This is a genomic window from Mycobacterium sp. UNC410CL29Cvi84 (assembly GCF_000686745.1).
In the GTDB taxonomy this organism is placed as follows: Bacteria; Actinomycetota; Actinomycetes; order Mycobacteriales; family Mycobacteriaceae; genus Mycobacterium; species Mycobacterium mucogenicum_B.
In genome coordinates this window covers 35,791-58,375 of the sequence record NZ_JMLM01000021.1, presented here as the reverse complement: position 1 = coordinate 58,375, position 22,585 = coordinate 35,791, and the positions used below count along the sequence as shown (strand labels likewise).

At 62.9% G+C, this 22,585-nt stretch carries 20 protein-coding genes and 1 tRNA gene; 10 read left to right on the top strand and 11 right to left on the bottom strand.

Features of this window, described 5'->3' with window-relative positions; genetic code table 11:
• Window positions 1-82: 82 nt before the first annotated feature.
• The gene (locus BR47_RS0124305) at window positions 83-682 is read right to left on the bottom strand and encodes a TetR/AcrR family transcriptional regulator (protein ID WP_020104247.1); all 600 of its coding nucleotides are present in this window, start codon (window positions 680-682) and stop codon (window positions 83-85) included.
• A gap of 114 nt (window positions 683-796) precedes the next feature.
• Between BR47_RS0124305 and BR47_RS0124300 the strand changes: the two genes are divergently transcribed.
• From BR47_RS0124300 to BR47_RS31310, 7 genes are read left to right on the top strand one after another with little or no spacing between them, the layout of a single operon-like run.
• Window positions 797-2,080, top strand: a complete 1,284-nt coding sequence (locus BR47_RS0124300) for a cytochrome P450 (protein WP_029121070.1) — start codon at window positions 797-799, stop codon at window positions 2,078-2,080.
• Window positions 2,077-3,534, top strand: a complete 1,458-nt coding sequence (locus tag BR47_RS0124295) for an aldehyde dehydrogenase family protein (protein WP_029121069.1) — start codon at window positions 2,077-2,079, stop codon at window positions 3,532-3,534. The genes BR47_RS0124300 and BR47_RS0124295 overlap by 4 nt, the downstream gene beginning before the upstream one ends.
• Before the next feature lie 20 nt (window positions 3,535-3,554).
• The gene (locus BR47_RS0124290; protein ID WP_029121068.1) at window positions 3,555-4,385 is read left to right on the top strand and encodes a mycofactocin-coupled SDR family oxidoreductase; all 831 of its coding nucleotides are present in this window, start codon (window positions 3,555-3,557) and stop codon (window positions 4,383-4,385) included.
• Window positions 4,382-5,194, top strand: a complete 813-nt coding sequence (locus tag BR47_RS0124285; protein ID WP_029121067.1) for a mycofactocin-coupled SDR family oxidoreductase — start codon at window positions 4,382-4,384, stop codon at window positions 5,192-5,194. The genes BR47_RS0124290 and BR47_RS0124285 overlap by 4 nt, the downstream gene beginning before the upstream one ends.
• A 16-nt stretch (window positions 5,195-5,210) precedes the next feature.
• Window positions 5,211-6,038, top strand: a complete 828-nt coding sequence (locus BR47_RS0124280) for a carboxymuconolactone decarboxylase family protein (RefSeq protein ID WP_029121066.1) — start codon at window positions 5,211-5,213, stop codon at window positions 6,036-6,038.
• 46 nt (window positions 6,039-6,084) lie between these two features.
• Complete coding sequence (locus tag BR47_RS0124275) at window positions 6,085-6,318, top strand: hypothetical protein (RefSeq protein WP_020104241.1); 234 nt, start codon at window positions 6,085-6,087, stop codon at window positions 6,316-6,318.
• A gap of 18 nt (window positions 6,319-6,336) precedes the next feature.
• A complete protein-coding gene (locus BR47_RS31310; RefSeq protein WP_051634974.1) occupies window positions 6,337-7,536 on the top strand; it encodes a YncE family protein in 1,200 nt (399 codons plus the stop codon).
• 158 nt (window positions 7,537-7,694) lie between these two features.
• On the opposite strand, the gene BR47_RS34160 is transcribed toward BR47_RS31310, so the two are convergent.
• From BR47_RS34160 to BR47_RS33300, 4 genes are read right to left on the bottom strand one after another with little or no spacing between them, the layout of a single operon-like run.
• On the bottom strand, window positions 7,695-8,837 hold the full coding sequence (locus BR47_RS34160) for a methyltransferase (protein ID WP_081831385.1): 1,143 nt from the start codon (window positions 8,835-8,837) through the stop codon (window positions 7,695-7,697).
• Entirely contained in the window at window positions 8,834-9,772 is a 939-nt protein-coding gene (locus tag BR47_RS33310; protein WP_141772299.1) for a hypothetical protein, read from the bottom strand. The genes BR47_RS34160 and BR47_RS33310 overlap by 4 nt, the downstream gene beginning before the upstream one ends.
• 19 nt (window positions 9,773-9,791) lie before the next feature.
• Window positions 9,792-11,708 carry an ORC-CDC6 family AAA ATPase gene (locus BR47_RS33305; RefSeq protein ID WP_141772298.1) on the bottom strand — a complete coding sequence of 639 codons (1,917 nt, stop codon included), beginning with the start codon at window positions 11,706-11,708 and terminating at the stop codon, window positions 9,792-9,794.
• The gene (locus BR47_RS33300) at window positions 11,681-12,559 is read right to left on the bottom strand and encodes a phosphoribosyltransferase-like protein (RefSeq protein ID WP_141772297.1); all 879 of its coding nucleotides are present in this window, start codon (window positions 12,557-12,559) and stop codon (window positions 11,681-11,683) included. The genes BR47_RS33305 and BR47_RS33300 overlap by 28 nt, the downstream gene beginning before the upstream one ends.
• A gap of 458 nt (window positions 12,560-13,017) precedes the next feature.
• Between BR47_RS33300 and BR47_RS0124255 the strand changes: the two genes are divergently transcribed.
• Both BR47_RS0124255 and BR47_RS0124250 read left to right on the top strand, forming a co-directional pair.
• Window positions 13,018-14,124, top strand: coding sequence for a hypothetical protein (locus BR47_RS0124255; protein ID WP_029121064.1), 1,107 nt, complete (start codon window positions 13,018-13,020; stop codon window positions 14,122-14,124).
• Window positions 14,125-14,338: 214 nt separating this feature from the next.
• Window positions 14,339-15,049 carry an MgtC/SapB family protein gene (locus tag BR47_RS0124250; protein WP_029105869.1) on the top strand — a complete coding sequence of 237 codons (711 nt, stop codon included), beginning with the start codon at window positions 14,339-14,341 and terminating at the stop codon, window positions 15,047-15,049.
• A gap of 249 nt (window positions 15,050-15,298) precedes the next feature.
• Here BR47_RS0124250 and BR47_RS0124245 read toward each other — a convergent pair whose 3' ends face one another.
• From BR47_RS0124245 to BR47_RS33295, 6 genes are all read right to left on the bottom strand, one after another.
• Window positions 15,299-16,729 carry a hypothetical protein gene (locus BR47_RS0124245; RefSeq protein WP_155987079.1) on the bottom strand — a complete coding sequence of 477 codons (1,431 nt, stop codon included), beginning with the start codon at window positions 16,727-16,729 and terminating at the stop codon, window positions 15,299-15,301.
• A 272-nt stretch (window positions 16,730-17,001) separates the two neighbouring features.
• Window positions 17,002-17,631, bottom strand: a complete 630-nt coding sequence (locus BR47_RS0124240) for a DUF4145 domain-containing protein (RefSeq protein WP_029121062.1) — start codon at window positions 17,629-17,631, stop codon at window positions 17,002-17,004.
• A 155-nt stretch (window positions 17,632-17,786) separates the two neighbouring features.
• Window positions 17,787-17,861: transfer RNA gene (locus tag BR47_RS0124235), tRNA-Val, on the bottom strand.
• A gap of 41 nt (window positions 17,862-17,902) precedes the next feature.
• Window positions 17,903-18,358, bottom strand: coding sequence for a peroxiredoxin (locus BR47_RS0124230; RefSeq protein WP_029121061.1), 456 nt, complete (start codon window positions 18,356-18,358; stop codon window positions 17,903-17,905).
• A gap of 166 nt (window positions 18,359-18,524) precedes the next feature.
• On the bottom strand, window positions 18,525-18,947 hold the full coding sequence (locus BR47_RS0124225; RefSeq protein WP_020104234.1) for a DUF3052 domain-containing protein: 423 nt from the start codon (window positions 18,945-18,947) through the stop codon (window positions 18,525-18,527).
• Window positions 18,948-19,054: 107 nt separating this feature from the next.
• Window positions 19,055-19,537, bottom strand: coding sequence for an Rv2240c family protein (locus BR47_RS33295; RefSeq protein ID WP_138158353.1), 483 nt, complete (start codon window positions 19,535-19,537; stop codon window positions 19,055-19,057).
• Between the two features lie 209 nt (window positions 19,538-19,746).
• On the opposite strand from BR47_RS33295, the gene aceE reads away from it, so the two are divergent.
• Complete coding sequence (gene aceE / locus BR47_RS0124215; protein ID WP_029121059.1) at window positions 19,747-22,542, top strand: pyruvate dehydrogenase (acetyl-transferring), homodimeric type; 2,796 nt, start codon at window positions 19,747-19,749, stop codon at window positions 22,540-22,542.
• The last annotated feature ends 43 nt before the right edge of the window (window positions 22,543-22,585 follow it).

Here is a 22,585-nt window from a genome sequence, read left to right as displayed (position 1 = left end):
TGTCAATGACGAGTTGGGAAGACGCCGGCGACCGCCGCCGAAGCCCCCGAGAGGATGGGCGCACCGGCCCACCCGACCGAAATCAGTCGCGCACGACTTCGGCGGACTTCGCGAGCAGCTCGATCTGCCGGTCGATGAAGTCGCGCAGCTCCTCGTGGCCGCGCGTGACACCGACCGCGGCCTCGTTGCCGACACTGCGCGCGATCTGGGCGACGATCATGGAGATCACCACCGGCGGGTACGCGTTCAGATCCACACCGCCGGCCCGCAGGACCAAGGTCACCGCCGCGGTTTCGATATCGCGCACCCGCTCCGAGTACGCCTTCAATTCGGCGCCAACTGCCTTGCGGTGGTTGGCCAATGCCATGAACTCCGTACTGAGAACGGTCTGCCGCGGGTCGCTGTTGATGCGCCACAACGCCCGCAACGGATCCTCGTCGAGCAGCACCTCACGGAGCCGTTCCAGCGCCACTTCGCCACCGGCGCGCAAGGCCTCGACGAACAGGTCGTCCATCGTCGGAAAGTAGTAATAGACCAGCGCCTGCTTGACGCCGGCCAGGGCGGCGACCCGCCGTGAGGTCGCCGCGGCGTACCCCTCGTCGTGCATGATCTGCACCGTCGCCTCGATCAGACGCTGCCGGGCACCGCCGTCATCAGCCTTCGATTTGCGCCCCTGAGTCATCGACGAGTCCGCCCCGAAATGCTTGACCGGCCGTCGCGGCGCGTGATAGGCATACGGCAGTCTAACATTTTGATCGATCGATCAGGAGTTGCTGTCATGCAGCCCAAGTCCACCGTGACCGCCATCGCCGATGTCGACTACTTCACGAACCCGGAAATCGCCCAGGACCCGTACGCGTACTGGGACCATCTGCGTCAGCAGGGGCCCGTCGTGCGCGAACCGCACTACGGCGTGGTCGCGGTGACGGGGTACCAGGAAGTCCAGGCGGCGTTCAAGGACGTCGATTCGTTCTCGGCCGTCAACGCCATCGGCGGCCCGTTCCCGCCGCTCCCGTTCACCCCGGACGGCGACGACATCAGCGAGCTCATCGAGGCGCACCGGCACGAGTTCCCGATCTTCGAGCACATGGTGGTGATGGACCCACCCGAGCACGAGAACGCTCGATCCCTGCTGAGCCGGTTGTTGACACCGCGCCGCCTACAGGAGAACTCGGACTACATCTGGAGCCTCGCCGACCGGCAGTTCGACGAGTTCATCGCCAACGGCCAGTGCGAGTTCCTCGGTGAGTACGGCAAGCCGTTCGCAACGCTGGCGATCGCGGATCTGCTCGGCGTGCCCGAGGAAGACCGTCCCGAGATCCGGCGCAACCTCGGGGCCGGCAACGCGCCGGGCTCGCGGGTCGGCGCGCTGGACCACGAACCCGTCGGTTCCAATCCCCTTCAGTACCTTGACGATCTGTTCAGTGGGTACATCGCCGACCGGCGCGAGAGCCCCAGCGAGGATGTGCTGACCGGGCTGGCCACCGCCACCTATCCCGACGGCTCCGTCCCGCCACTGCTGGAGGTGGTGCGCCCGGCAACGTTCCTGTTCGCCGCCGGACAGGAGACCGTCACGAAGCTGCTCAGCTCCGCGGTCAAGGTGCTCGGCGACCGGCCGGAGCTCCAACATCACCTCCGGGAGAACCGCGACCTGATCTCCCCTTTCATCGAGGAAGCACTACGCATCGAGAGCCCCACCAAGGTGGACTTCCGCCTCTGCCGCAAGTCCACCATCCTGGGCGGCGTGCCGATCAAGGCCGGCACCGTGCTGATGCTGTGTCTCGGGGCGGCAAACCGGGATCCCCGAAAGTTCGAGAACCCCAATGAGTTCCGCCTCGACCGCAAGAACGTGCGCGAGCACATCGCCTTCGGCCGTGGCATCCACACCTGCGCCGGTGCTCCCCTGGCCCGGGTCGAGGGCCGCGTCACCATCAACCGCCTGCTCGACCGGACGCGCGACATCCGGATCAGCGAGGCCAAGCACGGCGCCCCGGGCCACCGCACCTACGGCTACGAGCCGACGTTCCTGCTGCGCGGCCTCACCGAGTTGCACATCGAGTTCACCGAGGTGCGGCAGTGACGGTGCAGTCGGTCCTGGAGGACATCACGAATCGGCCGGGCAGCGGAGACACCATCGCGATCATCAACCCCGCCACCGAGGAGGTGATCGCCGAATTCCGGGACGGCGGCGCCGAGGCCGTCGACGCCGCCGTGACCCGTGCGCGCGAGAGTTTCACGTCCGGGGTGTGGAGCGGGCTACCCGGCAGCGAACGGGCCAAAGTGCTGTGGCGGGTGGCCGATCTGATCGACCAGCACGCCGACGAACTCGCCCAGATCGATTCCCTGAACACCGGAATGCCCTATTTCCAGGCGTTCACGATCATGGCGACGTGCGCCGAATCGTTCCGCTACTACGCCGGCTGGTGCACCAAGGTCAACGGCATCGCCCACGACGTGCAGCAGACCGGCGGCATCACCGGCGCGTTCACCACGATGCACGCCTACACGCTCAAAGAGCCCTACGGCGTCGTCGGATTGATCTTCCCGTGGAACGGGCCGGTGTTCAACGCGTGCACCAAACTCGCGCCCGCGCTGGCCGCGGGTTGCAGCTGCATCGTCAAACCTGCTGAAGAAACCCCGCTTTCGGCCCTGATACTGGAGCGAATCCTGGCCGAGGCCGGCGTGCCGGACGGCGTCGTCAACCTCGTCACCGGATACGGCCACACGGTCGGTGCGGCGATCACCGCGCATCCCGGTGTCGACAAGGTGGCCTTCACCGGCTCCACCGAAGTCGGCAAGCAGATCGTGCAGGCTGCCGGCAGCGGCAACCTCAAGCGGGTCGCGCTCGAATTGGGCGGCAAGTCACCGGTTTTGATCTATGACGACGCCGACCTGGATACCGCCATCACGATGGCGGCGATGGGCATCTTCATCCATTCCGGGCAGGGCTGCATCAGCGGATCACGAATCTTCGCCCAGCGCAGCGTGTACGACAAGGTGGTGGAGGGCGTCGCCAACATCGCGAACTCGGTGAAGCTCGGCGCCCCGACAGAGGACGGGGTCCTGATCGGCCCGATCATCAGCGCCAAACAACTTCACCAGGTGCTGGGCTTCATCGAAGGGGGCCGCAGGGACGGGGTCGAGGTGGTCACCGGGGGCGACCGGCTGGAGCGCAGTGGATTCTTCGTGCACCCAACGGTTCTCACCGATGTCGCCCCCACCGCACGGCTCTACCAGCAGGAGATCTTCGGGCCGGTGGTCGCGATCCTGCCGTTCGATGACGACAACGAAGTCGTGGCCCTGGCCAACAATTCCGAATACGGGCTGGCCGCGACCGCCTGGACCAAGGACATCGGCCGCGCGCACCGACTCGCCAAACGTCTCGACGCCGGCACCGTGACGCTGAACTGCCAGATGGTGTTCGACCACTCGATGCCCTTCGGCGGCTACAAGCAGTCCGGTTGGGGCCATGAATGGGGACGCGACGGGATCGAGAGCTTCCTGAAGACCAAGACGGTTTACACCCAACTTTGATTACACGGCAAGGAGTTCAGATGGGATCGTTGGACGGGAAGGTCGCCTTCATCACCGGCGCGGCCCGTGGGCAAGGTCGCAGCCACGCAGTGCATCTCGCGAGAGAAGGTGCGGGCATCATCGCCGTGGACATCTGCGCGGACATCGCATCGAACGGCTACCCCATGGCCAGCCGTGCCGAACTCGACGAAACCGTCGAACTGGTCGAATCCGTCGGCGGCAAGATCGTCGCCGCCGTCGCCGACGTCCGTGATTTCACAGCACTCAAGTCGGCGCTGGACGCCGGTGTCGAGCAGTTCGGCCGCCTCGACATCGTCTGCGCGAACGCCGGTATCGCCACGATGGCGTTCCGTGAACTGACCATCGAAGAAGAACTCGAGATGTGGACCGACGTCATCGACGTCAATCTGACGGGCGCCCTGCACACCGCCAAGGCGGCGATCCCCCACATCCTCGCCGGCGGGCGCGGTGGGTCCATCATCTTCACCAGCTCCACTGCCGGGTTGAAGGGCTTCGGCGGTGCGCAGGCCGGCGGTCTGGGCTATGCGGCATCCAAGCACGGCATCGTCGGTCTCATGCGGACACTGGCCAATGCGCTTGCCCCACAGAGCATCCGGGTGAACACCGTGCACCCGACGGCCGTCAACACCATGATGGCGGTCAATCCGGCCATGACGGCGTTCCTGAAGAACTATCCCGACGGCGGCCCACACTTGCAGAACCCCATGCCGGTCGGGTTGCTCGAACCAGAAGACATCAGCCATGCCGTCGCCTTCCTGGCCTCCGATGCCGCGCAGTACATCACCGGAGTCACGCTTCCGGTCGACGCAGGCTTCTGCAACAAGTTATGAACTCTGTCACCGGGCGAGTCGCCGGCAAGAAGATACTGATCACGGGCGCGGCCCGCGGGATGGGCCGGAGCCACGCCGTGCGCCTGGCCGAGGAGGGGGCCGACCTCATCCTCGTGGACATCTGTGAGTCCCTCTCGGTGCTCGAATACCCGCTGGCGACGCGGGAGGACCTCGACGAAACCGCCAGTCTCGTCCGGGAATACGGGCGTCGCGCCGCGACGCACGTCGTCGACGTTCGCGATGCCGACGCATTGCGGGCCGCGGTCGACGACGGTGCGCGGCAGTTGGGCGGTCTCGACGGCGCGATTGCCAACGCCGGCGTGCTCACCGCGGGAACCTGGGACACCACCACCGCCGAACAGTGGCGCACCGTGGTCGACGTGAACCTGATCGGAACCTGGAACACGTGCAGAGCCGCGCTGCCCTATCTGATCGACCGCGGCGGCAGCATCGTCAACATCAGCTCCGCCGCCGGTACCAAGGGGACACCACTGCACCTGCCCTACACCGCGTCCAAGCATGGGATCGTGGGGCTCAGCAAGAGCCTGGCCAATGAGCTTGCCGCGCAGAGCATTCGCGTGAACACGGTACATCCCACCGGAGTGCCGACCGGAATGCAGCCGGCGTCCCTGCACGGCCTGATCCGGGAGACGCGGCCTGACCTGGCGCCACTTTTCGCCAATGCCCTGCCGGTCGTCATGGCCGAAGCGGTCGACATCAGCAACGCGGTGCTGTACCTGATGTCCGACGAATCCCGATACGTCACGGGCCTGGAACTCAAAGTCGATGCCGGCGTCACGATTCGGTGAGTCAGAAAGGACGACAATGACAGGGCTCGGTACCGAACGCTCCGAACGCGGCAAGTCGGCGTACGCCGACGTCATGACGGTCGCCGCGCCACCGGAATCCACACCGGTGGACGACTCGCTACTGGATTTCGTCTTCGCCGACGTGTGGCAGCGCCCGGGCCTGACCCGGCGCGAGCGGCGTTTCATCACCCTCCCCTGTGTCGCGGACGCCGATGCCGAAGACCCGTTGCGCGCCCACGTGTACGCCGCTCTGAACAGTGGTGACCTCACGATCGTCGAGATCCGGGAAACCGTACTGCATTTCGCCGTCTACGCGGGCTGGCCGAAGGCTTCGCGCTTCAACATGATCGTCGACCAGGAGTGGAACCGCATCCATCAGGAGCGCGGCCTGCCGGTCCCCGATCCCGAACCGCTGTTGCCACTCGCTACTCCCAGTGACCCCGACGAACGGCTGGCCGTCGGCGCGGCGTGCTTCAAGGACATCAACTGTCTGCCGTTCGCGCCCGACCAGGACAACCCGTTCCAAGGCGCGGGCATCCTGAACTTCGTGTTCGGCGAAATGTGGCTGCGGCCGGGGTTGGCGCGAAAGGAACGGCGCCTGATCACCGTGGCCTGTGTGGCGTTCCAGGACGCGCCGTTTCCGATCGTCAGCCACGTCTACGCCGCCTTGAAGAGCCACGACGTGTCGTTCGACGAGATGGACGAACTGATACTGCAATTCGCCGCGCACTGCGGATGGCCCAAAGCTGCACATCTGAGCCAGGTTGCCGCCGAGCAGAAACGGCGCGTCACGCAGGAGTGGGCGGCTGAGGCCGACGGCGCCCCGCAGTCATCCGATACCTGATGGCGCTTTCGGCCCACAGCCGGCGCATAGGTGCCACACTGGCGACGTGACGACGAACGATATCTACGAGCGGCTCGGCGCGCTGGAGCAATTGGTCCGACATCTCTACGCGCAGACCGGCATCCCGCTGCCCGATGTGCGGTCGATGGCGCAAACACAGGTGTCGAACCGCGTGCTCGAACTACTGGCCTCCGGCAACAAGATCGCGGCCGTCAAGGCATACCGCGATGAGGCCGGAGTCGACCTGCCCACCGCGACCCGGGTTATCGAATCCCTTTAGACCAAGGGAGCTTTCGTCATGCTCGCAGTCATCGCAACGATCCTGGAGAGCGGCGGACCGACGGCCGCGGCGGCGAGCCCGGCCGGCGACCGGATCTACGTCGGGAACAGCAATAGCCCGACGGTCTCCGTGATCGCCACCGCGACCAACACCGTGGTCGACAGCATCGGACCAGGCGTCGGTTTGCCGGGCGCGCAGCAATTGGTTGTGCATCCGGACGGTACGCGGCTGTACTGCAACAACTTCGGCGGGCTGTCGGTGATGGACGTCAACACCAAATCGGTTGTGGCCGTGGTTCCATCCGGCTGGGCCGGCAACGTGGCCATTCACCCCGACGGCTCGACGATCTACCTCGCGTCGGGTGGGGACATCAACGGCACTGCCGACCCGAAGGTCATTCTGATCAACGCCGCCACCAATACGGTGACCGGAAGCATCAAGGTCGACGAGGCTTACTACCTGGCCGTCAGCCCCAACGGCGCCCGGCTCTACGTGGCGGGCTACGGCGCGGACGCGCTGGCGGTCATCGACACCACCAGCCACAGCGTCGTCGGCACCATTTCCGTCGGCAAGCCTGCCGCCGGACTCGTCGTCAGCCCCGACAGCAGTCGCATCTACGTGATGGGCGCGGTCGAGTTCGGCGTCACCACCAGCTCGGTGACCGCGGTGGACGCCGCCACCGGCGCGATCATCGGCGGTGTCACCTTCCCGCTCGGCAAGGAGGTCACCGACATCGCCGTCACGCCTGACGGCTCGGCGGTATTCGCCACCCAGCTGACGGGCGACGTCAACCGGATCGACACCGCCACGATGTCCGTGACAGACACCGTCAATATCGGCAATTACGCTGGGGCCATTGCTGTTTCGCACGACGGATCCCGGATCTATGTCACCAACCAGTACAACAACACCGTGTCGGTGATCGCGCAGCTGCACGTACCGGCCGGAGGTTTCGACCTTCCCGATCTGGTCGGCAAGCTCATCGGTGGCGCTGCCGCCGGCGGAAACGGTTGGCTGGTCATCGGCGACCACTTCTTTCCCATCCCGCCTCGGGAACCCGCACTACAGGCCGTTGCCCGCGCGCTCGCCCCGCACGTCGGCAAACCCGTGCAGAACCACGAATTGGGCCAACGCCTACGCCGCACGCTGTCGGCCGAACCCGAGGCTCCGAAAATGGCACCGGGCAGTTTCCACCCCGACGAGCATCGAAGCTTTTAGAACCGACGGAGAGCGCCACGCCAGGACTTCTTCGTCATCCGCAGACCGTGCGGACGTACGCGATCTACCGCCGCATAACAATCATGGACGATATGCAAGAGGCCAAATCCCTCAGCGAAGGTCAGAACCCCGATAATATCGGCCAACGAGACTACCGGCTAAGCCGGCGCAGCCGTCGACCTTCGACACTGACACAAGCCGGGATCCCCAGACGCGGGCCTTTGCTCTGCTATGAATCCACGTCGCTCAAGCCAATGCTCTAGTCTATCGACTGTGATGTAGGGCGCGCACGAACCCGTGTACAACGAAGCCAACTGATCGAATTCATTTGCGAGAACAGCAAATAAGGCGTTGTGAGTTTGGGCATCGATGGCGCGAAGTCCAAATACACAATCACTCAGAACGAGACGCTCGATACTGGACGACACCACCTTGGCTCGTAACGGTTTCCCAACGCGAGGGATCAAAACGAACGGCCCGACGCTTTCGAGCGAACTCGGTAGCAAAAGTTCCGTCGGGCGAACCATCCCGTCTTGCAACATGGTCGTGTGGACAAACGGTACGCCATCGGTTGCGCGAAGATCGTGTGCGCGATGAACAGGCACTCGCCCACGAACAATGTCAACACATGCGCATGCTCCAGTAAAAACTTTCGCGTTCGGCCCATTCTTCTTTTTCCTTGAAGACGCTCGGCCAGAATCGCGACCAGGACGAAGCGTGACGACCATAGCCGTCGTATGAGCGCCCGGGAAGGTGTTACGACCTAGGACCCGCTTCTTCTCTAACTTGAAACGAGACTGCCAAGCACACCATAGCTCGCGATCTCCCTCGATATTCATAACGTTATTGGGGATGATCGCAACCACCAATCCGTCGCTATGAATCCATTCAAGGGCGCGAAGAACGAACGAGGTGGCTGGTGTAACGCGGTATTCGACGCCCCGATAACTTACTCGTTCACGCGCTTGACCTCTGAAGGAGAACGGCGGATTCAGGAGTACAGCGTCGTAACCATTCCGCCGGCTCCTGTACGCGAGCGACAGGCGATACGACGCCTCAGACAGAGAGTTCGCGTGGCTCACGAGCCACGCAGGATTTGACGATCGCAACAACCTGACCGCCGCGAGATCGATATCAACGGCCGAAACCACCAAGCCCTCAAACCTGTCGACAGCTGCGGTCAGGAGTGCCCCGCCTCCCGCTGCCAAGTCCACCACGCTGGCAGTCTCGGCTGGAAGCAAACCCGCCACGTAGTCGGCAAGCCAGGGCGGCGTGTAATACCGATCGATGCTGGGAATCATGGCCCTTGAACTATCGGTTGTTGGAACAGCTCCGATTGAGAGAAAGTCGAAACGTCGTATATACAGACTCGGGAAAGCCCGTTTGTCCGCTTCGCTTTTCGCCGCGGGTGGTCGTAAATGAGTTGTACCGTGGCCGGATTGCTAAGCGCATATAATGCTGCTCCGAGCCCATGCGGCTTGGTTCCTATTGCGGCCACCCGCAGCGGAGCACCGCCCACGTAGTCGTGTATTGCACGGAGAGTATGAAAAAAATCAAATGGGCAATTTGCACGTGCAAATCTGACATTTGGAATGACATCCAGATTTTCGAGCCCACCCCGATTCGCAACAAATGAGTTGGACGCAAACTCTGGGCGAAATCCTGGAATCCCTATTATTGGATGAATCTGGTCATCTGCGGGTTCCAGCTCGTTAATCACATAAGCGAAGCGATCACCTTCGAATCCGAGCGCGGCTACCAAGTGCCAATCAGCCCCACGGCGAGCTTGGAGCGAGGCAAAACCAGGCAGCGGTTGAATACCGTCAAAGCCCTCTGAAAGATCAAACTGCATACCTTGCGTCGGCGTTGGACTCTTTCGATAATCGGCCGGCTCGATATAGACAACCCGAAATGTCGAACCTGCCTCAGTTGCAGCCCGGAGGAGAGGAGCCCAGATCGTATACGGCATGCCTGTTATATCAATGTAAGATTCACCAGTACCAGCAAAGTACCCGATTACATCAGTTCGTTGTCGACCAGTGAAACTCAGGATCTGGTGTCCGTCGGCCCCGACTAGAGCGATTCCATCTTTGGACTGCATGACTTCTACAAATTCAGATCCGGAGGATTCTGCAGCTTGCCGCCAGTTCGCATCGAGTGCGGCCCTGTCTTCAATGCCACTGCTGAACATATATACCGAGCCAGCCGGGATCTGAAAATCGCGATGTTCGACCACGCGAGTGAGGAGCGGTTCACTAATTAGCGTCATCGAAATACTCGCGAAACATCATCAACTGCGACGGAAGTTCTTCCTCTGGCGAACGGTTACTCTTATGTAAGATCCGTGGTATCGCATTCTTGTGATCATGAACCAGGCCCAGAATATCTGAAGGACTAATATCCATTCTTCGCTTGCTACGGTAACTGTAGGTGAAGAACGGAGAAAAGATCGGATGAAGCTGGTAGCTGTAGTCTTTTATCTGACCAGAAACAGCCGCCATCTTGTCGGTTGTAAACCGACGCACCGCCAGATGCATTACCGAAGTGTTTAGCAGTTCTTCAACTTCAGTTTCTGGAGCGCTATTCAACCTAAACTGGGAAACCTCCGGGGTGTGCCCCTCCGGCTGGGCCGCCATAACCTGAAAAACCCGGCCAAGGCCAAGGACGAGCCTCGTCAAATCAGAGCCGTTCGACGACAGTCCTTGAAGTTCGCGGACAACACGTTCTCCGATTGTAGAAGCAGCATCGGTCTGAACCTCCGGCGAGAGCGGCGATGCAAGGCTCTTCTTTGCGATCAATTGACGTTGAAGTGCCTCATGTACAAGCTGAAGTAGATACCTGATATTGCCGTTTGCCATCTTCGCGTAGGAACTCCAACCGCAATAGTACTTGCGGTAACCTCTCTTACCTCGCCTAATGGTATACAGCATTGCGTGTTGATAATTGTTTAGTCTTGTATTCCACCTCGACTGATCGTCGATCGCGTCGTTGAGAGATTCGAGGAGACCAATTTCTTGCGAATCAGACCAGTACTGCACTAGGTAAGCAGCCAGCGGCGATAATGCATCAAAAGCCTGCAGCAAGTCGTTACCAGCACCGAGACGGGCAAGCTCACGGCGCGTGGACGCATTCTTGCCATCGACACCAAGCTTCTTAGCCTCCGCCTCCTCCGATAATGATGGAAACAGCTCATTAACAGCACCTAGGACTCTTACCTCGTCGTTTTGAAGCTTTCGTAGCCGACTTTCACAAACTTGACGCGCGAATGTCACGAAAGACGCATCATCAAGCCGCTCGGTGATGTCGATGTATGCGTAATCGGCCGGAGCAATCAAATGCTCATCTGGATTGATCGTGGCATGCTCACGATGGCCAGTCTCACGCATACCTATCTTGAAAGTATAGGGGTAATCGCCAGCATGCTTTACCAGAGTATTTACGATACGCTGCTGACGGTCGGTGAGATTCTCATACTCATCGATCAGAAAGAAATATGTCTTGCCAGCCAAATTCGGATCTGCAGCAAGCGCCTGGATTAGACGCTGGACTGGCCGACCTAATGACGATCCCGGAGGGAGGTTATCGGGGTCCAGATTATTGACGGCAATTTCCAGCGCCAGCAATTGTTCCGAAAGACCGTCGCGCAACTCCTCGGAGGTGGTGACGGGCCTCAATCCGATCGATAGCGCGGTTTCCTTGATTCTCTGCGGGGAAACAACCACAGGCAATGAGGACTTGCTCTCAGCCCACTCCACGAACTCAAGAATCAGCCCAGTAAGTGTTAGATTCAAATAGTGCGTAAAAAGACGATCCCATTGCCGATCCGTAAGCTCCGGCCCCTCGAATGCACGAACTACGCTCGTATCAATCCGCCAATACATACCAATTGCAGGCCATTCATCCATGGGTACCGACGCGTTCAGGTGCGCCTGACCTTCATATGATAGGCACCTGAGAACGGTGGTTTTCCCGGTCCCCCGGCCACCCACCAATAGACACGGCTGAATCGTCTGTAGCTGCGGAAAATATGATGGATGAGTAAAGAGATCAAAGACTTCTTCACGAAAATACTCGGCACGAACCTTTCCAAACACTGCGTTCAACTGCGCCGCCGCGCGCGTGGAAGAATCGTTGCTTGGACCAGTCAATTCTTCGCCATCAACGGTACCCATCCACCCTCCTTACTCCACAGAACTGCTATGCAAGCGTCGGGGATTGAGTGTTCGAACGCGATATCTAGCGCAAGATCGTGAAAGCCACGCTTCCACTTGACGATTCCCGCCTTCCGACTAGCATCTTCGATGAACTGAGATACACCACCGCGCAAATCTTCCGGCACCACGATCGTGTTTGGGTTAGTCGCACAATACACTTCTGTTAATGTATGCGCTGCGCGGATTTTCACCTCGGGTGCTGACGCGGATATACGACCGGCCGCGTACGCCGTACACACGAGCGGAGCGTAATATACATCCAATTGATAGTGAGTTACAAGCTGCGCGATCGTAGCGGGATATCCACCCCACTGGGGCCTATTCCACGTTTCGAGGAACTGGTTACCCGAGCCGACAAAATCATCCACGAAAACCAAGGGGGCCGGTCCATTAGACTCGATGACCGATCGTAACCCTGAGTCAATGACAATACGGTCCTCATCGATACCTATATCGGTTCTCGCGAGACGCTGAAAGATGTGACCTGAATCGGATGGATTTGGCTCCTCTCCAGTGGGAGCCGTGATTATCGCAGCGTCTAAAAATCCATTCCACAGCGCGCGTTTTTCATTGTAAGTAGCTCCGGGCCGCGATATTTCCTCGGACATCGAATGGATATTGTTTACGAATAACTTTGTCACCTGTTTGTCGCTGATGAACACAAACGCGTCAAGAAGTGCTACAGCATACTCCCTATGCTGTAGCTCAAACCTCGCCAACCACTTTTTGGCGTCTATCCTTTCAATCGAAGGCCATTCGCCGATCGCACGCAGGTACTTCTTGGTCGCAAGCACCTCATCTGCGTCCATACTTCCCCCCCGTTTTTGTGCGCGGTTGATGACTCTAGCGCTTCAGCCCAGACCACGAGTCGATTCACACACCGCGACGCGCTACGAACAGCCCACGGGCCGTAATGAATAGAGCCGGCCACTGGCGCCTCTCACGCCGATCAACCCCTTCATTCTGAGATCGATAGGTGCAACTCCCAGCTGCCACTCTCGTAGCCGCCTGCAGTTTGGCAATCTCCGCCGAGGGGCACTTGCGGTGACTAGTCGGACACAGACCCACGGAAACCCGCTATACGACGGCGAAACCCGATAGCCAGTCGCGGCCATGCCATCGCCGTTATGGCCATCGCACAAAATCACCGTCCGCACCACTGAGCACCGCCGCGTCGCAGCACCAACATTGCGATAACTCCACCCCGAGGCAAATTTATCGCTACCGTCAATATTGCTTGAGTTCCCCCTCGGTCAGGAGCTTTCACATGCATACACTCACCGCCCGTCTGAGTCTGCCCACCGCCGCCGCTGTCATGGCCGCGGGCGTCATCGTCACCGCTCCCCCGCCACCGGCGTTGCGGGCCCTCCCGACACCGGTCGTCCACAGCGTCCAGATGCCGGATATCCAACTGACCGCGACCATCGCCGACATCCTGGAGTTCCCTGCCTTCAGGCAGTGGGTGAAGAATCAGGTCGACGATGCCCTGACCATCGGTGTCGGTCTGGCCAAAGCCGGCCAGGGCGTCGGGCAGACCATCAGCGCCATCCCGGGACTCGTGGTCACCGTGGCCCAGCAGATCCTGGCCCGGGACCTAGTGGGCGCCCTCGGCACCGTCGAAGCGGGGGTGATCGGCGCCGTCACCGTCATCGGCGGGCCGATCCTGGTCTCCGTCATCGAACGCAACCAGCGCCAACTGGCCGTCCAGCAGGCATTGCAAGCGGCCGTGCCCGCCGCGCTCATCGGACTCGGCGCCGGCCTGCTCGGCGGGTTCAACGACGTCGCGACCTCGGCGATCATCGCCGGCCAGAACGTCGTGGCGGCGCTACTGCCCATCAACCTCGGCAATCTCGCCAAGGCCATCACCGACGGCGTAAAGCTCGTCATCCAGGGCCTCAATACCGGCGCCGGGAAGGTCATCGACGGAATCGCCTTCGCGCAGAACACCATCGCCAACGCGCTGGCGACGCAGCCGGCACCGATCGCGGCCACCACTCCCACGCCGGCATCCGGAATCGAGGCCACCGCCATCCCCAAGATCACCGCGACGAAGGTCAAGCCCACGGTCAAACTCGTGCCGACGGCAGCCAAGCCCACGACGACCACGCCGACGGACACCAAAGACCCGACAGACACCAAAGATTCGACGGCGCCCGACACTCTCTCGACGGCGAACCACGACACCGACTCCGGTACCAAGCCCGACACAAAACCCGACACGACCGGGGCGGCAACCAACACGAGCGCCGGCTCGGGAACGTCGGACACCGGTAGCAAGGCCGAGAAGCAGACCACTCAGAAGAAGCCGAAGTCGAAGTCCGGCAAGAAGACACAGGCCAAGAAGGCCGAGTCAACGTCGCAGGCCGCCGCCTGAGGTCCCAGCACAGTGGGAGGTAATTCACAGGCGACCGCAGCATCGCGAAAAGCGCACTGATTCAACGATATCCACGTCCCAAGGTGAACGGCGGGAAGACTGCCGTTCACCTTGGGTTTGCACGCTGTCCCTACCATCCGCCCCTACTGCCGTCGCAGACGTGGACGCGCCGAGAACGCGTCCCGGAGCACGAAAGCAACAGGAGCACAAGGTGATCGACACACTGGATATCGCGCTGCGGATCGGCGCCGGCCTGGGGCTGGGCGCGGCGATCGGGCTGGAGCGCCAGTGGCGGTCCCGCAACGCCGGGTTGCGCACCACCGCGCTGGTGAGCCTCGGCTCCGCGCTGTTCGTGATCATGGGCGGCTACACCTTCGCGGGCGAACACGCCGACCCCACGCGTGTCGCCGCCCAGGTCGCGTCCGGCATCGGCTTCCTCGGAGCCGGCGTGATCATGCAGCAGGGTGCCACGATCTCGGGGCTCAACACCGCGGCCACCCTGTGGGCCTCCGCCGCCATCGGGGCCCTGGCCGGCGGCGGACTGATGCTGCCCGCCGTGATCGGCAGCTGCGCCGTCATCGCCGCCAACATCTTCCTGCGGCCGGTCGGCCGCACGCTGGACCGGCACCGCCGGCCCGGCGCCGAAGAGTCCTCTGCCGAATACCGGTTCGAGGTGCGGTGCGCCACGAGCGCCGAGCTCCACATCCGCAGCCTGATCTTCGATGCCATCTCGCACCCCAACCTCACGGTGCGCTCCATCTCGGCCGTCGACCTGCCCGACGACGAGGGCGTCCGCATCACCGCCACCGTCATCGCCGACGAACGCGACGACCACCGCATCGAGGCCGCCCTGGCCGACGTCATCAAGGCGCCTGCTGTCACTGCGGTGCGGTGGAGTGCCGACGATATGAGCCCGGTCGACTAGTAAGCCGCTACCTGGGGATTTCTGGTGGGCGCGGACGGTATCGAACCGCCGACCGCTGGTGTGTAAAGCGATTCGGTGTATGCACGCGTGGGCGGCCGAGCTCCCGCGTCAAAGTCTTGGCCGACAAGGTGGATCGGCAAGGCCGGCCGGGACCGGGCACCATTCATCGGTACGAACGCGAGGTGTTACGAACGAGCAACTGCGGCCGGTTCGCATTGGTCCGCCAGAGACAAGTACCACTCCCCCCGCTTACGTGGCTTCCTTTGACGCGGCGTCAGTCGCCCGCATTACCTCGCGCATGGAGCGCCTCTCGACTGGAACGGTAAAAGGTTCCCCAACTAAGTGCTTGCCGTAGGGGTTCGCAGTGACGGTGTAGGACACGGTGATCTCGTCAGAGTCCAGGTGGGGGTCGACGATCAGCACCACATCGTCGCCGTGGTAATCGCTGCGCCATTCCGGGTACGGCCGCAGTTGCGCCAATGTGACGATCACCTCGAGGTCGCCGTCGTCGTTATGCCGCCACTCGATCGGATAGTCCTTTGGACGGGCCAACTCGAACGGCGGCACCGCCACGTGGCCGAACCGTGGATCACTCGGCGGCTCCCAATTAGGGTCCTGGATCTTCATCCACTCGTATGCCTGCAGTCCCTTGAACCGCACGCCGCGAGCACCATGGAAGGTGAGGATGATCTCCACGTCGGTCAGGAAAGTCTCCGCGGCGTTCGCAATGCGGAACCGAAGCGCCGGAAACCCTACGCTGGCGAGATAATCGCGGCAGGCAGGCCACCGCGCTTTCAGCGGATCACGATATTCGGCGACCTTTGTCTGAATCTCTTCCTCGCTCAACGGTTCCGGCGGTTTCGGCTGCTTCAGGCTGGGAATGCCCGCGATACCGATGGGAAAATCTTCGGGACGGATCGTCGGCTCGAACTGCTTCATCAGCGAGTCCATCAATCCGCTTTCGTTGATCATGTCGCTGACGCCACGCATCTGGAGACCGACGTCCCACGGCCTCTGCCGAGCCTGTCGGGCCCTCTCGGCATCGCGGGCCGCCCGCTCCCGCTCCGCCGCCTCCTTCTCCTTGCGGATTCGCTCATGCCCTTCATCAGACCGTTTCCGGATCCGGTCCTCACGCATAGCGACGAACGTGTCCCGCACCTCACCGTCATCCGTGAACGCGTACGCACAGCCGTCCACCGACACCTTGACGTCCAACGGCGCGACGCCGATCGCTGGGATCCCCAAGAACTGCTGCCGCACCTGCGCCATGTGAGGACGATCGAGAACCCCCGCCACCCGTTCGAGGTGGAGCAGCTCGATCTCAACATCACCGCCGAGGGCCCGGAGCGTTTCCCGGTCTGCCAGACCGACTTCCTGGTTCGTGACGAATACCAAGAACTTGGGTTTGTGCTGCCGGGCTTCGTCGATGTCGGCCTTCAGCTTGTTCTTGATCTTCGTCAAGGTCGGGTTCTGGCCGCGGGAGAAGTAAACAGCCCAGACGCCCTTTCCTCCTTTCCGCTTGCACTCGCCGTCCCGGCCGCCGTCGCGCCCCCCGAGCGGATGCGACGGGTCAACGTCTTCATATCCCTCGGCGGCGAGCACCTGCGCAGCTAACCGCTCGCTGGGAGGCTGACCGTACGTCCAGTCCAGGAGCCGCTTGTGCGTCTCGTCGGTCCGCACCGGCTGATGTTGGGGCGCCATAGTTTTCCAATCCGGACGTGGTCGAAATCGCCGACTCGCCATACTGCGGACTTTGAAGGAACTGGACCGTCGGGCGTTACCGTCGTCAGTACATCAGCCAATGCAGACTGACGAACGACCAGCGAGACGAATACTCAGTCAGGTTTCGTCGTAGTCCTGCGGTGGGACATTACCCGCGAGGCGCGATAGTTCCGTGCATCGACAACCTGCGAGTTGCGTGGCGTCCACTCGGCGCGGACCGTGGCGAGGCGCTAAAGGGGGTCGGCGCCGTCGACACTGACCTCTCCGACCGCCAATCGCGCAGCGGCGGCGACACGCAACGCGAGGTAAGCGAATTCCATCGCTTGATTCTCGGACGCCACGTTCTCGTGTACTGCCTCGTTCCGGACCTGCACGAGATAACGCGCTGCGGAAGCTTCGCCCTCAGTCAGCACGCCCTGGGCCGCGGCTTCTTTGATGAGCCTTCCCAACGTCATCTGCCTGGCAGCCGGGTTCTTTTTCGCGAGCACGGACCGCAACGCAACTTCCAGCCGCGCGGCCGCCGCTCCCACCGAAGCCGCGGGATTCAGCCTTGCAAGCTCGTCCATCTCCCGAAGAAAGGGGCTTTGTTCCTCTTCGACGACCCCCGTGATCGGTTCGGCGGATTCGGGCTCTTCGGTCAGCTCTTTCTTGGCATTCTCGAGCCCTGCATCGACGATGCGCCGCCTCACGGAAAACCCTTGGCGCGTGAGGGATGCTTCTTCTACACGGTCATCAAGGAGAGCTTTCAGACGCTCAAACACACCGGTGAGCTGCTTTCGGAATACCAACCCGCCGCCGACAACAACTCCTGGCCACGCCAGGTGCTCGATAATGCCAGACACGAACGTGAGCCAGTCCACGACAGCCAGTATCCAGGTATCACAACGAGCCGGACCACCGAAGTCCTGCGCTGGGAAAAATGCCAGGACCAGTAATACGCCTACGACTTGCGGGCACGGCGCCGGCGGCCGGCAATCATCTACAGTCGGTTAACGCTGTTGATCTGCAATAACACTGGTGGGCGCGGACGGTATCGAACCGCCGACCGCTGGTGTGTAAAACCAGAGCTCTACCACTGAGCTACGCGCCCCGCCCCGGGCACGCTACACGCCGATGGCGGGTCAGGGAAAATCAGTCCAAGGCGGCCAGGGCGTCGACCCAGACCTGCTGGTCCCGCGCCTCGCCCGGCGATGTGCACTCCGCGAACCGCACGATGCCCTCCCGGTCGACCAGGAATGTGCCCCGGTCCGGGTAGCCCGAAACCTCGTTGAAAACCCCGTACAGCTGGGACACCGCGCCGTGCGGCCAGAAGTCGCACAGGATCGGGAACTCGAAACCCGAGTCCCGGGCCCACACCTTGTGGGTAGCCGGCGGCCCGACCGAGATGGTCAGCGTTTCCACCGAATCATTGCGGTACCGGGCCAGATTTTCCTGAATCTCGCCGAGCTCCCCCGCACACACCGGGGTGAACGCCAGCGGGAAGAACACCAGCAGCACGTTCCGGCCGCGCAACGCCGACAGCGTCACCGCGCGACCGTGCTGGTCTCTGAGAGTGAAGTCCGGCGCGACGGACCCGACGTCGATCATGACTCAACCCGCGAATGCAACGTGGTGGCGGAAATCAGGCCGCTTTTCCGCCGTGTGGTTACAGTCGCGGCGACAGTGGCCCACAAACTGACAGCGGCCCGCGAACGTCGCACAGAGCCGGGCACCTCGGACGCACGAGACCGCGGCGCCAGGGCACCGACCACCACTAGTGCCGGCCCGCGGCCTTCGACTTGGGCTGCACCAGGCGGCTGGCGATCCAGTCCCCGAGGTTGGCCGAAGAGGTGACGACCAGTCCGGCGGTGGGCGCCGACTCGGCGATCTCAGCAGGCTGCACGTGGCCACCCTTGCCGGTCTTCGGAGTCACCACCCAGATCACGCCGTCGTCGGCCAGCGGAGTGATGGCGTCCATCAGACGGTCCACCAGGTCGCCGTCGTCATCGCGCCACCACAGCAGCACGACGTCCACGACTTCGTCGGAATCCTCGTCGAGAAGCTCTCCGCCGCACGCATCTTCGATGTCAGCGCGGATGTCGTCGTCGGTGTCCTCGTCCCAACCCAGCTCCTGGACGATCTGATCTTTGTGAATGCCCAGTCTCTGGGCGTAGTTCGGCGCGTCCGCCGCGGCCACCGGTGTCCTCCTCTAACCTGCTTGTTTGCAGTCTGTGTGTGTGGAACCCAATAGTCGCACGCGACGACGATTCATTCGACGCAAGACACATCTTTGATGTGCGACAGCTACCCGCATGCGGTCTCGGTGGCCGACTTGGCGTTATTGAACGAGTCGACCGCCGCATTGAAATCAGAGGTCGACGCGTTGGTGCTGATCGCCGTCGCCAGCGACTGGGCCGCCGCCGACCAGCCGGCGAGCGCCGCCTTGAGGGTGTCGGACTGCACGGTCGTGGCGCTCTTGGTCACCGCGTCCGCGGCGTGGTGGAGCGCGTCGACCGCGGCCTGCAGCTTGGCGGCGTCGGTGCCACCGGCGTTCTCGGCGTCGACGTAGGCATTGACCGCCTGCATCGCCGGTTTGCCGGTGTCGACGAACGTCTGGCACGCGGCCTCCGTCGCCGCCTTGGAGGCGCTCGACGAACTGGAACTGGCCGACGCTGCCGCGGACAGCGACACCGACGTGCGGTACGCCGCGGCGCCGGGCTGGTCGACCGTGGAACTTCCTTCGACGGACTTACTGCAGCCGACGATCACCATGGCGGATACCGCCACGCCTCCGGATACCAAAGCGGCTGCGCGAAGCCGCGACACACTAGCCGCGCTGGTCATCATCAGCTGACCGTACAGGGTGGATGCGCCAATCACAGGCATCCGAACGCGTACTCGCCGGTAGCCCACCCCAACGCCTAATCTGCGGAACGATGGGGGGACCATGGGCAGTGCCAAAAGCATCCCCAAAATCGCATACCAAGGAGTGGCAGTTGACCACTGAGTTCGTGCGCCAAGACCTGGCTCAAAACTCCAGTACCTCAGCCGAACCCGACCGGGTCCGGGTGATTCGTGATGGCGTCGCGTCGTATCTTCCCGACATCGACCCGGACGAGACCGCCGAATGGCTGGAGTCGTTCGACGACCTGTTGGGCCGGTCGGGGCCTGCGCGGGCCCGCTACCTGATGCTCCGGCTGTTGGAGCGCTCGCGGGAGATGCGCGTGTCCATCCCCGCGCTGACGTCCACCGACTACGTCAACACCATCCCCACCGACCTGGAGCCGTGGTTCCCCGGTGACGAAGAGGTCGAGCGCCGCTTCCGCCGCTGGATCCGCTGGAACGCCGCGATCATGGTGCACCGCGCGCAGCGGCCGGGAGTCGGTGTGGGCGGCCACATTTCGACGTATGCGTCGTCGGCTTCGCTCTATGAGGTCGGCTTCAATCACTTCTTCCGCGGCAAGAACCACCCGGGCGGCGGCGACCAGATCTTCATCCAGGGCCACGCCTCCCCCGGCATCTACGCCCGCGCCTTCCTCGAGGGCCGCATCGACGAACACCGCCTGGACGGCTTCCGTCAGGAGCACTCGCATGCCGGGCTCGGCGGCGGCCTGCCGTCGTACCCACACCCCCGCCTGATGCCCGATTTCTGGGAATTCCCCACGGTGTCAATGGGTTTGGGCCCGATGAACGCCATCTACCAGGCGCGCTTCAACCACTACCTGCACGACCGGGGCCTCAAGGACACCAGCGATCAGCACGTGTGGGCCTTCCTCGGCGACGGCGAGATGGACGAGCCCGAGAGCCGCGGCCTGATCCAGGTCGCCGCCAACGAGGCGCTCGACAACCTGACGTTCGTCGTCAACTGCAACCTGCAGCGGCTCGACGGCCCGGTCCGCGGCAACGGCAAGATCATCCAGGAACTGGAGTCGTTCTTCCGCGGCGCCGGCTGGAACGTCATCAAGGTGGTGTGGGGCCGCGAATGGGACGCCCTGCTTCACGCCGACAAGGACGGCGCGCTGGTGAACCTGATGAACGTCACCCCCGACGGTGACTACCAGACCTACAAGGCCAACGACGGCGCTTACGTGCGCGACCACTTCTTCGGCCGCGACCCGCGCACCAAGGCGCTGGTCGACCCGATGACCGACCAGGAGATCTGGAACCTCAAGCGCGGCGGCCACGACTACCGCAAGCTGTACGCCGCCTACCGCGCGGCCATGGAGCACAAGGGCCAGCCGACCGTCATCCTGGCCAAGACCATCAAGGGCTACACCCTGGGCAGCCACTTCGAGGGCCGCAACGCGACGCACCAGATGAAGAAGCTGGCGCTCGACGACCTCAAGAAGTTCCGCGACGCGACGCGGGTGCCGATCACCGACGCCCAGCTCGAGGAGAACCCGTACCTGCCGCCGTACTACCACCCGGGCTCCGAGTCACCGGAAATCCGGTACATGCTCGACCGGCGCCGGGCGCTCGGCGGCTTCCTGCCGGAGCGGCGCACCAAGTCCAAGCCGCTACCGCTGCCGCCCCGCGACGTCTACAAGTCACTCAAGAAGGGCTCGGGCAACCAGGCCGTCGCCACCACCATGGCAACGGTGCGCACCTTCAAAGAACTGTTGCGGGACAAGAACATCGGGCCGCGCATCGTCCCGATCATCCCCGACGAGGCCCGCACGTTCGGCATGGACTCGTGGTTCCCGAGCCTGAAGATCTACAACCGCAACGGCCAGCTCTACACCGCCGTGGATGCCGATCTGATGTTGGCGTACAAGGAATCCGAAGTCGGCCAGATCCTGCACGAGGGCATCAACGAAGCCGGGTCGACGGCGTCGTTCACCGCGGTCGCGACGTCGTACGCCACGCACGACCTGCCGATGATCCCGATCTACATCTTCTATTCGATGTTCGGGTTCCAGCGCACCGGCGACGGGTTCTGGGCGGCGGCCGACCAGATGGGCCGCGGCTTCGTGCTGGGCGCCACGGCCGGACGCACGACGCTCACCGGCGAGGGCCTGCAGCACGCGGACGGTCACTCGCTGCTGCTGGCCTCGACCAACCCCGCGGTGGTGTCGTACGACCCGGCGTTCGCCTACGAGATCGCGTACATCATCGAGAGCGGCCTCGAGCGCATGTACGGCGAGAACTCCGAGAACGTCTACTTCTACATCACCATCTACAACGAGCCGTACGTCCAGCCGGCCGAGCCCGAGAACTTCGACCCCGAAGGCGTGCTGCGCGGCATGTACCGCTACCGCGTCGCGCCGGAGAAGCGCTCCAGCACGGCGCAGATCCTGGCGTCGGGCGTCTCGATGCCCGAGGCACTGCGGGCGGCGGACCTGCTGGCCGAGAACTGGGACGTGGCCGCCGACGTGTGGTCGGTGACCAGCTGGGGCGAGCTGAACCGCGACGGCGTGGACATTGACCGGCACGCGCTGCGCCACCCGGACCAGCAGGCCGGCGTGCCGTACGTGACCGCCCAGCTCGCGAAGACCGCGGGCCCCGTGGTCGCGGTATCCGACTGGATGCGCGCGGTGCCCGAGCAGATCCGCCCGTGGGTACCGAACACCTACGTCACGCTGGGCACGGACGGGTTCGGCTTCTCCGACACCCGCCCGGCGGCCCGCCGCTTCTTCAACACCGACGCGGAGTCGGTGGTGGTGGCGGTGCTGGAGGCCCTGGCCCGAGACGGCGAGATCGACCCGTCGGTGGCCGTCGCGGCCGCCAAGCAGTACCGGATCGACGACGTCTCGGCCGCCGAGGTGTCGTACGCCGACACCGGCAGCGCGTAGAGCCCGCGCACGCTGAGATGACGGTTTCTGTCAGAAACCGTCA

Bases quoted from the DNA above. Each gene is read 5' to 3' on its own strand.
- BR47_RS33305 (WP_141772298.1), bottom strand. From the start codon at position 11,708: ATGGGTACCGTTGATGGCGAAGAATTGACTGGTCCAAGCAACGATTCT.
- BR47_RS0124280 (WP_029121066.1), top strand. From the start codon at position 5,211: ATGACAGGGCTCGGTACCGAACGCTCCGAACGCGGCAAGTCGGCGTAC.
- BR47_RS0124305 (WP_020104247.1), bottom strand. From the start codon at position 682: ATGACTCAGGGGCGCAAATCGAAGGCTGATGACGGCGGTGCCCGGCAG.
- BR47_RS31310 (WP_051634974.1), top strand. From the start codon at position 6,337: ATGCTCGCAGTCATCGCAACGATCCTGGAGAGCGGCGGACCGACGGCC.
- BR47_RS0124290 (WP_029121068.1), top strand. From the start codon at position 3,555: ATGGGATCGTTGGACGGGAAGGTCGCCTTCATCACCGGCGCGGCCCGT.
- BR47_RS33300 (WP_141772297.1), bottom strand. From the start codon at position 12,559: ATGGACGCAGATGAGGTGCTTGCGACCAAGAAGTACCTGCGTGCGATC.
- BR47_RS34160 (WP_081831385.1), bottom strand. From the start codon at position 8,837: ATGATTCCCAGCATCGATCGGTATTACACGCCGCCCTGGCTTGCCGAC.
- BR47_RS0124285 (WP_029121067.1), top strand. From the start codon at position 4,382: ATGAACTCTGTCACCGGGCGAGTCGCCGGCAAGAAGATACTGATCACG.
- BR47_RS0124255 (WP_029121064.1), top strand. From the start codon at position 13,018: ATGCATACACTCACCGCCCGTCTGAGTCTGCCCACCGCCGCCGCTGTC.
- BR47_RS0124230 (WP_029121061.1), bottom strand. From the start codon at position 18,358: ATGATCGACGTCGGGTCCGTCGCGCCGGACTTCACTCTCAGAGACCAG.